This is a genomic window from Streptomyces sp. NPDC025721 (assembly GCF_055558595.1).
Window position 1 is genome coordinate 181,712 of the sequence record NZ_JBVHMF010000014.1, and the last position, 11,314, is coordinate 193,025.

Below are 11,314 nucleotides of genomic sequence, written 5' to 3' on the forward strand. Positions count from 1 at the left end.
CCCGATCGGAGACCCGTGTGAAGCCACTCGCCGGAATGCGTGTCCTGGACCTGACCATGTGGGCGTTCTGCCCGTCCGCGGGCGCGATCCTGGCGGGCTGGGGGGCCGATGTCATCCACATCGAGAACCCCTCCTCGCCCGACCCGATGCGCCTGTTCTCCGGAGGTTCACTCGAACCGGGCGGTGCCCACTGGATGTTCAAGCACTACAACCGCGGCAAGCGCGCCATCGCGCTGAATCTCGCCGACCCGGAGGGCCGCGCCATACTGCTGCGGCTGGCGGAGGACGCGGACGTCTTCCTGACCAGCTTCCTGCCCGCCACCCGGCGCAAGCTCGGCTTCGACGTCGACCAGATCCGGGCCGTCAACCCCCGCGTCATCTACGCCAAGGGCACCGGCAACGGCCCGCTGGGCCCGGAGTCCGGCCGCGGCGGGTACGACGGCGCCACGTGGTGGGGCCGCGGCTCGTTGGCGGCCACGACGATGGGCGTGGCGGGCGTGGACCGGCCCACCGGCATGGTGGGGCACGGCGACGGGATGTCGGGCCTGGTGCTCGCGGGCGGTATCTCGACCGCGCTGCTGCAACGCGAGCGCACCGGCGTGGCCACCGTGGTGGACTCCTCGCTCCTGGGTTCGGCGCTCTGGTTCAACGGCCCCGCGATCATCAGCAGCAAATTCCCGCCCGCCGAGCAGTTCTTCAGCTCACGGCCCGAGCGGGCGGACATTCACTGGGCGAGCAACACCTACGCGACCTCGGACGGCCGTTTCCTGTCCCTGTCGCTGCTGGGCGACCGTCAGGTCGAGTGGACCGACTTCTGCGCGCACGCCGGCAGGCCCGATCTCGCCGATGATCCGCGCTTCGCGACCTCGGCCGAACGGGCCCGCAACAGCGCGGAACTCGTCGCCGTCCTCGACGGGGTCTTCGCGGGCCGGACCTTCCAGGAGTGGAACGCGGTCCTGCTCACCCTGCGCGGGGTGTGGGCACCGGTGCAGACGCCCCGCGAAATGCACGACGACCCGCAAGTGGTGGCGAACGGGCTCATCGCGGAGGTCGACTACCCGGGTGGCGGCCTCGCGCTGGTGACTCCGCCGGTGATGTTCGACGAGGTCGCCGACCGGCCGGAACGAGCGCCGGAATTCGGTGAACACACCGCTGACGTGCTGGCCGCAGCGGGTTACGACGACGCCGCAATCGCGCGCTACCGCGCCGACGGTGTGATCGCCTGAATCGGTGTAACGGAAAAACGCGCGGGGATTCCCGCCGGAGGCCGGACACGGCTTTCCGGCGGGCGTCCGATATCGGAGGTCGCGACCGGGCATGAGAGGGCTGCGAGGGGCCCGAAGCCGTCGCGTCCGCGCACGCCCGGGAGTGCCGTCTGCGGTAGCATCGATAGCCATACCGTAACGGCCGCAGAACGGAGCCATGCATGGCTACCCAGACGAATCGCCCCGCAGCTCAGCGCCGCAGGCGAGCTCGTGGGTCCATCACCTCGGAGGAAATCCTCAAAGGGGCTTTCGCGCTGTGCGAGGCCGACGGCGTGGACGCGCTGAGCATGCCGAGGCTCGCGCAGCACCTCAGCGTCGGCGTGACCAGTATCTACTGGTACTTCAAGAGCAAAGAAGACCTTATGGACGCCCTCACCGAGGAGGCCTTCACGAGGTTCTACGCGCAGATGTCACCGCTCGAAGGCCGTTCGTGGGACAACGTCCTGCGTACATTCTTCTCGAATTTCCGCTCGATCCTGCGCCGGGACCATGTCCTGTGCGACCTCACCATCATGCGCGGGACGAACTACTCGGACGACACCATCACGCTGACCTGGTCGCGTATTGAAGAGATCCTCGAAGTACTGGTCAAGGCCGGTTTCAGTGAGGAATCCGCGACGTACGCCTACTTCACCCTGTCGATCTACACCCGTGGCTCCCTCATGGTGGAGCGAAGAATGGGATCGCAGGACGAGGCGGGCACACCGCATCCGCGGGCCCATCTGGCCAGCTTGATGCCGGTGGTGTCACGAGAGGTCGAGCGGCACTCGTGGTACATGGTGAGCGACGACGACTTCGCCTTCGGCCTCGAGAACAACATCCGGGGGCTGCGCAGCCTGCTGGCCGCGGACCGCAAGGCCGCCAAGTCCGCCGCACGCGACGGGGCCTGACGGCCGCGGACCGTCAGCGGACGAGCGGGTCACGGGGCAGACCGAGAATCCGTTCGGCGATCACATTGCGGGTGATCTCCGAGGTACCGCCGGCGATGGTCAGGCAGCGGTTGAACAGATAGTCGAAGGCCAGGTCGTCCCGCTGCCCGGCGGGACCGGTCAGGGCCGCGGGACCGGCGATCTCCAGGGCGAGTTCGGTCACCCGCTGCGCGTGCTCCGCGGACAGCAGCTTCGTCACGTTCCCTTCGGGCCCCGGCCCCGAGTCGGCGACCGCGCGGACCACCTGCCGGAGGTTGACCAGCCGCATGGCGTGCTCCTCGGCGATCATCCGGGCGACGCGGCGGCGCGGCTCGGTGTCACCGGGCGGCGCGTACCGCTCGGCGAGCGCGACCAGGGCATAGGCGGACAGTCGCTCCCCCGATCCGCCGCCGATGGTCACCCGCTCGTTCCCGAGCGTCGTACGGGCCACCTTCCAGCCACCGTTGACCTCGCCGACCACGTCGGCGTCCGGGACGAAGACCTCGTCGAAGAACACCTCGTTGAACAGGGCCTCGCCAGTGATCTCACGCAGCGGCCTGACCTCGACGCCCGGCGCGTGGATGTCGACGACCATGGCGGTGATGCCCTTGTGCTTGGGCGCCGCGGGGTCGGTGCGTACGGTCGCGAGGCCCCGGTCGCTGTACTGGGCACCGCTCGTCCAGACCTTCTGCCCGGTGACCCGCCATCCGCCGTCCACCTTGACGGCTCTGGTCTGTACGGAGGCGGCGTCGGAGCCCGCGTTCGGCTCGCTGAAGAGCTGACACCAGGTCAGTTCCCCGGCCAGGCCGCTCGGGATCCAGCGCGCCACCTGTTCCGGCGTGGCGGTCTGCAGAAGGGTGAGCAGCACCCAGCCGCCGATGCCCAGGACCGGTGCGTCGACCTCGGCCAGTTCGTCGTCGATGACCAACTGCTCGACCGGACCCGCGCCCCGACCGTACGGGCGCGGCCAGTGCGGCACCAGATAGCCGGATTCGGCGAGCAGCCGCCGCCGGTCGGCGGGCGGCGTCGCGCGGTAGCGGGCCAGGAACTCCCCGGCTTCACTCCGGTAGCGCGCCGCCTCGTCCGGCAGATCGATGTCGTAGCGCGGGCGCGCCCCGGCGCGGCTGGCCTCGTACAGGTCGTCGTCCGCGTTGCCCAGGGAGCGGACGAGGTGGTGCAGGGCGACCGCCCGCCGCAGGTACAGATGCGCGTCGTGCTCCCAGGTGAAGCCGATGCCGCCGAGGATCTGCACGGCCGTCTGCGCGTTGTCCTGGTAGGCGCGAAGGGCCAGTCCTGCGGCAGCGGCCGCGGCCGCGCCGTCCGCCGTCGCACCGTCGGAGGACCGCGCGGCGTCCCAGCTCACGGCCGTGGCGAGTTCGCAGCGGACGAGCATGTTCGCCAGGTGGTGCTTGACCGCCTGGAAGCCGCCGATCGTACGGCCGAACTGCTCGCGCACCTTCGCGTAGTCCAGGGCCGTGTCCAGGCACGCGCGGGCGCCGCCCGCGGCCTCGGCCGCCGCCAGGGCGCGCAGGGTCGCCAACCCGGCCGGAGCGGCGTGGGCCAGGATGTTGTCAGCCGTCTCGACCGCTCCGTTCAGCGAGAGAGTGGCCAGGCCGAGCGACGGGTCGAGGCCGCCGACCGGTTCGAGGCCGACCGCGGGGTCGTCGGCGTCCACCAGGACGATGTCGTCGCCGGCACGCAGCATGAGCAGATGCGCCCAGCGGCCCGCGAGCACCACGGCGGGAGGCTCGCCCGTACCGGATTCGCCGCTGTCGGCGTCGGCGTCGGTCCCCCGGACCGGACCCGGCGTCAGGCAGAGTCCGACGATCAGTGAGCCGTCGACGATGTCCGCGAGATAGCGGTCCTGCTGGGCCGCCGTTCCGTGCGCGGACAAGATCGCCGCGGCGGCGGCGGAAGCCAGGAAGGGGCCGGGCGACATCGCGTGGCCGAGCTCGTCGGCGACGACGGCCAACTCCGGCAGGCCGTAACCCGATCCGCCGTGGGCGTCGGGGATGTGGAGTCCGAGCCAGCCCAGATCGGCGAGCTTCTTCCAGGAGCCGGGCAGGACGGCCGGCGGTTGGTGGAGCGCGGCGCGGGAGGCCGCCCGCAGATCCTGCGCGGCGGCGAAGGAGCGCACCACCTCGGCCAGGGCGCGGTGATCGTCGGTGATGGCCAGTGCCATGTGTCCTCCTGGCTGGTGCCCTGGTGCGGTCCGGCGGGGGCCGCCACTCTGGATGGCTATACCGTAATGGTTACCGTTCACCCGTCAATACTTTCCGCCGAACCCCCCGGTCGCATGCGTCACCCCCGTTGACCGGGCCCGTGAACGGACCGTGAAACACGGATGAAATGAGCCGTTGACAGGTGTGATCCAGCCCACTACATTGCCGATACCGTTCCCATTACGGTACTGGTTTCGGCAGTGTTGGCGGCGCTCTCCCCCACACCATTTCCCCTCTGAATGGCAGCCGGCCGGTATCTGCGCAGCACTCTCCCAGCAGTCTCCTGACCCATTCGTGGAGGAGAGTTCCATGCCCTCACCCTCGTTCCACTCCCCGACCCGTACCCCTCGTCTCAGACGTGCCCTGGTCGTCGCGACGGCCTTCGCGTCGATGGCACCCGCGCTGGCGGCATGCGGCACCAGCGCGGTCTCCTCGTCCGCCTCGTCCAGTGGATGCTCGGCGCCCGGCGTCACGGCGAAGCAGATCAAACTCGCCGTCGTCGCCCCGGAGACCGGGCCCGCCGCGCCGACCTTCGGCGGCTTCCTGGAAGCGGCCAAGGCCCGCTTCCAGGCACAGAACGACCAGGGCGGCGTCAACGGCCGCAAGATCACCGTACTGACCGACGACGACCAGGGCGACGGCGCCCAGCAGGTGATCGCGGCCCGCAACGCCGTCCAGTCCCAAAAGGTCTTCGGCCTGCTGTCGGCGTCGCGCGTCGACACGATGTACGACTACCTCAAGCAGCAGAACGTGCCGGTCACCGGCTACCCCGGGCAGCCCGCGTACGCGACCGACAACAACGCGTTCGGCTTCGGCGGCGCGTCCAGCACCGGCTACGTCTCCACTGCCCAGGCGGAGCGGATGAAGGCGGCGGGCGCGACCAACGTCGCGAATCTGTCGCACAATTCGGCCGGCGCCATCAACAGCGCCAAGGGCTTCGACGCGGCTGCCGCCCGAGCCGACCTGAAGGTCGGCGTCCGGCAGTGGGACATCCCGCTCGGCGCCTTCGACGCCACCGCCGTCGCCATCAAGATGAAGCAGGCCGGCGTGGACGGCCTGTCCGCCCAACTCCTCACCGACTCGGGCGTGTCCGTCCTGAAGGCCCTCAAGGCCCAGGGCGTCAAGCTCAAGGCAGTCCTGGTGGCGGGCGTCTACGACCCGCAGGTGTCCAGCCAGATCGCCGACCTCCTCCAGGGGTCGATCGCCAGCCCGGTCGGCACCAAACCCACCGAGCTGCACAGCGCGGACACCGAGAAATACGTCGCCACGATGGCGAAGTACGCGCCCAAGACCCCGCCGAACATCGGCTTCGCCTCGGCCGGTTACGTCTCCGCGGACCTGTTCATCCGCGGCCTGAAGGAGGCGGGGGCCTGCCTGTCGCGGAGCACCTTCATCGACAACCTCCGCAAGGTGAACGACTACGACGGCGCGGGCCTGCTGGTGCGGCCCGCGAACTTCACGCCCGCCGAACTCCCCACCGGGACGCCGTACTCCGCGTGCTCCTGGTACGCGATCTTCAAGGGCACACAGTGGGTGCCCGACGCCAAGGCCACCTGCGGTGACCTGCTCAAGTTCGGCGGCTGACACACGACGGCCGCGTCCGGACCGGACATCGATCCCCCAGAAGACCACGGAAGGTTGCTGTGTTCAGTTATCTCGTGGCCGGACTTGTCACAGGCGCGATCTACGCGATCTCGTCCCTGGGCCTGGTCCTGACCTATAACGCCTCACGTGTGTTCAACTTCGCCCAGGGCGGCATGGCCTTCTTCATCGCCTACTGCTTCTACTGGCTGCGCACCGAACAGGGCATGCCGACCGTGCTGGCCCTTGCCGTCTCCCTGCTCGTCATCGCCCCCCTGCTGGGCCTGTTCCTGTGGGCCGTCCTCCTGGGACGGCTCAGCTCGGCCACCCCGATGGTGCGGATGGCCGCCACCATCGGGCTGTCGGTCGCCCTCGCGTCGGGGACGACCCTGATCTTCGGGAACAAGCAGGTGTTCCAGCCGAAGGGCATCGCCGGTACGGCGGAACGCGTGTTCAGCGTCGGCGGAGTCGCCATCAGCAACGAGCAGTTGACCATCCTGGGAGTCGCGGCGTTCCTGTCCCTGGTGGCCTTCGTGGTGCTCAAGCGGACGACGGCGGGTCTCATCACCCGCGGCACCGTGGACTCGCCGCTGATGACCTCGCTGACCGGGACCAACTCCCACCTGGTCGTGGCGGGCACCTGGATGGTCGGCGTGGCCGTCGCGGGCCTGGCCGGAATCATGATCACCCCTCAGGTCGGCCTCAACGCGGGCGGCTTCTCCACCTCGGTCGCCGCCTCATTCGCCGGTGTGGTGATCGGCCGCCTCACCAACTTGTGGTGGGCGTTCTTCGGCTCACTGTTCGTCGGTGTGGCCCAGTCCGTCGTGATCCCGTGGCTGCCCGACAAGGGCTTCCTCGCCACGTCGCTGCGCCCCAGCCTCCCCTTCGTCATCATGGTGCTGGCCATCGTCGTCCAGGCGGCCGTGCACCGGGGGGTCGACGACGCCACGCAGACCGGCGAGGCCGCCTCCCTGGTCAGCAGGGCGGACCGGAACCAGGCGCGGGTACTGGCCCTGCTGCGCTCGCAGGCGGGCCGCTGGGACCGCTGGGTCGGCTACGCGCTGCTGGTCGTCGTGCTCGTCGCGGTCCCGAACGTGTTCAGCGACTACTGGCTCGGCGTCGTCACCCTCGGCATGTGTTACGCCGTGGCACTGCTGTCCTTCCGGCTGGTCAGCGGCGAAGCGGGCATCATCGGGATCTGCCAGATCACCTTCGCGGGCATCGGCGCCGTCGCCACGGCTCAGCTCGCCACCGTGCACGGCTGGCCCATGGTCCCCTCCATGCTGGTCGGCGCCCTGATCGCGCTGGCGTGCGGCGCGCTCGTCGGCGCCGTCGCCCTTCCGCTCGGGCAGCTCTACGCGGCGATCGTCACCTTCGCCTTCGCGCTCCTGGCCGACCAGGTCATCTTCACCCGCGAGACGTTCTCGCAGTTCGATTCGGGCGTGACGATGGGACGGCCGGTGCTCTTCGGCCGGCTCTTCGACTCCAATCTGGCCTTCTTCCAGTTCGCGGTGGTCGTCTTCTTCCTGGTCGTCCTCGGTCTGTGGCAACTGCGGCGCTCAGGATTCGGGCTGAAATTCGCCACCATCAGGGCCAGCAGAAACCGCGCCTCGACACTCGGTCTGCCCATCTACCGCTCGCGGCTGACCCTGTTCGCGCTGGGTGCGGGGGTCGCGGGTCTCGGCGGGTCGCTGCTCGGCAGCTTCCAGCTCGTCGCCTTTCCCGGCGCGTACAGCGCCACGCTCGGGCTGACGTGGTTCGCCCTGGCCATGGCGCAGGGCTCGTGGAGCATGGGCGGCGCGGCGGCGGCCGGGCTGTCGCTGTCGGTCGCCCCGGCGCTGTTCACCACGTATCTGCCGACGCGCCTCGGCGACCTGCCGCCGGTCCTGTTCGGGCTGATGGCGATCCTCGTGGTCGCCAACCCGATCGGTGTCAATCCGCAGCTCCGCTCGGGATTCCGGGCCCTGGCGATCAGATACTCCCCCGCGCCGCTGCCGGTCGTCGCCGCGCACGCCTCCGTACCGCCGACCGGGCCCGTACGCGGCGAACAGCCCACGTCCACAGAACCGGAAGGGGTGCAGTGATGACGACGGCACCTGACACAACCTCCCCCGCGCCCGGCACGGCCGACGAGGACATCGCGCTGTCGCTGCGCGACATCACCGTCCGCTTCGGCGGTGTCCGCGCCTTGGACCGGGTGACGATCGACGTGCCCAGAGGCCAGGTCTCGGGCCTGATCGGTCCGAACGGAGCGGGCAAGACGACGCTGCTCGGGGTCGCGTCAGGACTCCAGCGGACCGACGCCGGCCGGATCCACGTCGACGGGCAGGACCTGACCGGCGCGGCGCCGCAGCGCTTCGCGCGAGCCCGGATGTCGCGGACCTTCCAGCAGCCGCAGCTGGTGCCGGAACTGGACGTGCGCCAGCACGTCCTGCTCGGGCTGCGGTCCGCGCACCGCACGGGCGCCGACCGGAACAGCAGCGACCGCCGCAGCCACGCGGAGGAGCTGGCGGTGGCGGACCTGCTGCTGGGAGAGCTGGGCCTGGCCGAGGTCGGCCGCCGCGGACCGATGGAACTGCCGCTGGGACTGCGGCGGCTGGTCGAGGTGGCGCAGTGCATCGCGACCGATCCGCGGATCCTGCTGCTGGACGAGCCCTCCGCGGGCCTGAACCGGACCGAGACGCAGGCGTTCGCCGCGATCGTCTCACGGCTGGCGACCGACCGCGGGATCGCGGTGCTGCTCGTCGAACACGACATGGACCTGGTCCTGGAGATCAGCGAGCGGCTGTTCGTCCTGGACTTCGGCGAACTGATCGCCTCGGGAGACACCGGGACCGTCACCCGGGACCGGCGGGTGCGGGAAGCGTATCTGGGCGTGCTGAAGGAGGAGACGTCATGACCGGACGATTCGTGTCGGTCCAGGACCTGACCATCACCTACGGCGGCGCGGTCGCCGTGGACGGCGTCTCCTTCGCCCTGGACGAGGGCGAGTGCCTGGCGGTCCTCGGACCCAACGGCGCGGGCAAGAGCAGCATCGCCAAGGTGTTCGCGGGGCTGATCAGACCGGCAGCGGGCTCGGTCGTGGTCGGCGGTGAGGATCTGGTCAACCGGCCGCCGCACCGGATCGCCCGTGACCGCGTGGCCTATCTCCCCGAGGGCCGGGGGATCTTCCCCGGCCTCACCGTCGCGGAGAACGTGGCGCTCGGGCTGCGCCTGCTGCCGCGGGCCGAACGGGCGGGAGCGCAGGAGGAGTTGTACGCGCTCTTCCCCATCCTCGGCAAGCGCAGGAGGCAGCAGGCCGCCACGATGTCCGGCGGCGAGCAGCAGATGCTGGCCGTGGCACGGGCGCTGATGACCAAGCCGCGGCTGCTGGTCGCCGACGAGGTCAGCCTCGGGCTGGCCCCGCTGGTCATCGACGCCATCTACGAGGCGTGGACCGCGGTCCGCTCGACGGGTCTGACGATGGTCATCATCGAGCAGTACGTCGAGAAGGCGCTGGACTTCGCCGATCACGCGCTGGTGCTGCGTCGCGGGCGCGTCCTGTGGTCCGGGGCCGCGGCCGGGGCGGCGGAGCACATCGCCCACGACTACCTCGGCAACAATTCGGCGGCCTGATCCGAGCCGCCGTCGCACCGGCACCCTCGCGGCCCCGGCCCCGCACACCGCCTCAACCGCGGTCGCGGGTCCGGGGCCGCGCCGCGTTCCGGACACACTGGTGGGGCCTGTTTGGCGGCAGCGGCGGCGCGGGGTGCCCGTCGGCTGGTAAAGAGGACACGTTGTTGTCGCCGACCAGCGCAAACAGTTCGATACTTAGAGTATGTCAGTATGTTCATGGGTATAGTCGCGCTACGAGCGCCCGACGATCGGAGACCGGATGGAGCGGACGCGCAAGGAGGTTCTGCTCGAAGAACCTTCCTTTGGAGTTCGCCTGGTGACGCTCAATCTGCCGGACGTGCGCAACGCCATGACCGAGGAGATGACCGAGACGTGGCGTGAGGTCATGGCGGAGATCCACGGGGACAAGTCGGTGCGCGCCGTCGTCCTCACCGGTACGGGCAGCTCCTTTTGTTCCGGCGCCGATCTGTCCTTCCTGGACCAGGGCAGCGCGCACCACAACACCCCGGACCGGCTCCGCGACAAGATGGTGCCGTTCTACGACGCCTGGCTGATGGTGCGCCGCTTGCCGGTACCGGTCGTCGCGGCCGTCAACGGACCCGCGATCGGCGCCGGCCTGTGTCTGACGCTCGCCTGCGATCTGCGCTACGGAAGCCAGGACGCGATCTTCAGCGCGCCCTTCATCTCGCTCGGCACACACGGCGGGATGGGCGTGAACTACCTGCTGCCCGAGGTGATCGGCATCGCCCGCGCCCGCGAGATGCTGTACACGAGCCGGACGGTGGACGCCGAGGAGGCGCTGCACTGGGGCCTGGTCAGCGATGTCGTGGACGACGTCCTGGCGCACAGCCTGGAGGTGGCCGACCGGATCGCGCAGGCGGCCCCGATCGCGACCCGGCTCACCAAGGCCGGCCTCGAGCAGTCCGTGCACGGCCTGGAGGCGTCCTTGCGGTGGGAGGCGCTCGCCCAGCCGGTGACGATGGCCACCGACGACCTGCACGAGGGCATCCAGGCCCGCCGCCAGCGCCGGGCGCCGCACTTCGAGGGACGTTAACCCATGGGAAACCTCCGTCCCACGACGTTCCTCTAGGCTCGGAGTATATTGATGGTTGTGAGACTACTGTCGGCCTCGAAGGGAACACGATGAGGCAGATCGCGAATCCGAGCGTGACGGTGTCGGATGTCATGAAGGCGCTGAGCGACCCGATCCGGTGGGACATCATCCGCCAGATGGCCGAGGTCGAAGAGCTGCCGTGCGCGGTGCTGGAGTCCACGCTGCCCATCTCCAAGCCGACCATCTCCTACCACACGAAGATCCTCGGCCAGGCCGGGCTGATCGAGACGCGCAAGGAGGGCCGCAACTACTTCTACACGCTCAACCGTGAGGTGGTACGTGGCCTGATGGACGAACTGTGGGCGCTGGCACCGGAACCGCGGCCGGTGAAGCAGGGGCGGGTGGACCACCGCGCGCCCGCACACCGCCGCCAGAGCAGGCACGAGGCGCCCGCGCAGTCCGCGCAGGAGGCCGCCGCTCCGCAGAACGAACTGGTGCTGCTCACCTGGTGAGGAATTCCACCGGCCGCTGAGGCGCGGCCACCCCCGTACGACGGCAGGGGGGGGGGAGAGGGGGGTTGGGGGGGGTTTGGGGGGGTGGGGTTTGTTGCTTTTTCGTCCCCGAGATAACAAAACGGACAGGCCGTTCCCTCCCCCCAAAAAGGGGGCG

The 11,314-nt window shown here is 69.7% G+C and carries 9 protein-coding genes; 8 read left to right on the forward strand and 1 reads right to left on the reverse strand.

Translation table 11 applies throughout. From position 1 onward, the window contains the following. The first annotated feature begins 35 nt into the window (after nt 1-35). Nucleotides 36-1,226, forward strand: coding sequence for a CaiB/BaiF CoA transferase family protein (locus ACZ4EF_RS21215; protein ID WP_467506020.1), 1,191 nt, complete (start codon nt 36-38; stop codon nt 1,224-1,226). A 200-nt stretch (nt 1,227-1,426) separates the two neighbouring features. Further along, nucleotides 1,427-2,155 carry a TetR family transcriptional regulator gene (locus ACZ4EF_RS21220; RefSeq protein ID WP_467506021.1) on the forward strand — a complete coding sequence of 243 codons (729 nt, stop codon included), beginning with the start codon at nt 1,427-1,429 and terminating at the stop codon, nt 2,153-2,155. Nucleotides 2,156-2,168: 13 nt separating this feature from the next. Here ACZ4EF_RS21220 and ACZ4EF_RS21225 read toward each other — a convergent pair whose 3' ends face one another. Then, nucleotides 2,169-4,355 (reverse strand): acyl-CoA dehydrogenase, encoded by a 2,187-nt coding sequence (locus ACZ4EF_RS21225; protein ID WP_467506023.1) that lies wholly within the window; start codon nt 4,353-4,355, stop codon nt 2,169-2,171. A 349-nt stretch (nt 4,356-4,704) separates the two neighbouring features. Between ACZ4EF_RS21225 and ACZ4EF_RS21230 the strand changes: the two genes are divergently transcribed. The 6 genes from ACZ4EF_RS21230 (at nt 4,705) to ACZ4EF_RS21255 (ending at nt 11,157) form a co-directional block, all read left to right on the forward strand. Further along, the gene (locus ACZ4EF_RS21230) at nt 4,705-5,979 is read left to right on the forward strand and encodes an ABC transporter substrate-binding protein (protein WP_467506025.1); all 1,275 of its coding nucleotides are present in this window, start codon (nt 4,705-4,707) and stop codon (nt 5,977-5,979) included. 59 nt (nt 5,980-6,038) lie between these two features. Next, complete coding sequence (locus ACZ4EF_RS21235) at nt 6,039-8,060, forward strand: ABC transporter permease (RefSeq protein ID WP_467506027.1); 2,022 nt, start codon at nt 6,039-6,041, stop codon at nt 8,058-8,060. Continuing rightward, complete coding sequence (locus ACZ4EF_RS21240) at nt 8,060-8,875, forward strand: ABC transporter ATP-binding protein (RefSeq protein ID WP_467506029.1); 816 nt, start codon at nt 8,060-8,062, stop codon at nt 8,873-8,875. The genes ACZ4EF_RS21235 and ACZ4EF_RS21240 overlap by 1 nt, the downstream gene beginning before the upstream one ends. After that, nucleotides 8,872-9,591 carry an ABC transporter ATP-binding protein gene (locus ACZ4EF_RS21245; RefSeq protein WP_467506031.1) on the forward strand — a complete coding sequence of 240 codons (720 nt, stop codon included), beginning with the start codon at nt 8,872-8,874 and terminating at the stop codon, nt 9,589-9,591. Before ACZ4EF_RS21240 ends, ACZ4EF_RS21245 begins: the two co-directional genes overlap by 4 nt. 316 nt (nt 9,592-9,907) lie before the next feature. Further along, entirely contained in the window at nt 9,908-10,645 is a 738-nt protein-coding gene (locus tag ACZ4EF_RS21250) for an enoyl-CoA hydratase/isomerase family protein (protein WP_467350811.1), read from the forward strand. Nucleotides 10,646-10,734: 89 nt separating this feature from the next. Continuing rightward, nucleotides 10,735-11,157: an ArsR/SmtB family transcription factor gene (locus ACZ4EF_RS21255; protein WP_467506033.1), complete on the forward strand. Its 423-nt coding sequence runs from the start codon at nt 10,735-10,737 to the stop codon at nt 11,155-11,157. The last annotated feature ends 157 nt before the right edge of the window (nt 11,158-11,314 follow it).

Coding starts and splice junctions, on each gene's coding strand:
- ACZ4EF_RS21215 (WP_467506020.1), top strand. CDS start 36: ATGCGTGTCCTGGACCTGACCATGTGGGCGTTCTGCCCGTCCGCGGGC.
- ACZ4EF_RS21220 (WP_467506021.1), top strand. CDS start 1,427: ATGGCTACCCAGACGAATCGCCCCGCAGCTCAGCGCCGCAGGCGAGCT.
- ACZ4EF_RS21225 (WP_467506023.1), bottom strand. CDS start 4,355: ATGGCACTGGCCATCACCGACGATCACCGCGCCCTGGCCGAGGTGGTG.
- ACZ4EF_RS21230 (WP_467506025.1), top strand. CDS start 4,705: ATGCCCTCACCCTCGTTCCACTCCCCGACCCGTACCCCTCGTCTCAGA.
- ACZ4EF_RS21240 (WP_467506029.1), top strand. CDS start 8,060: ATGACGACGGCACCTGACACAACCTCCCCCGCGCCCGGCACGGCCGAC.
- ACZ4EF_RS21245 (WP_467506031.1), top strand. CDS start 8,872: ATGACCGGACGATTCGTGTCGGTCCAGGACCTGACCATCACCTACGGC.
- ACZ4EF_RS21255 (WP_467506033.1), top strand. CDS start 10,735: ATGAGGCAGATCGCGAATCCGAGCGTGACGGTGTCGGATGTCATGAAG.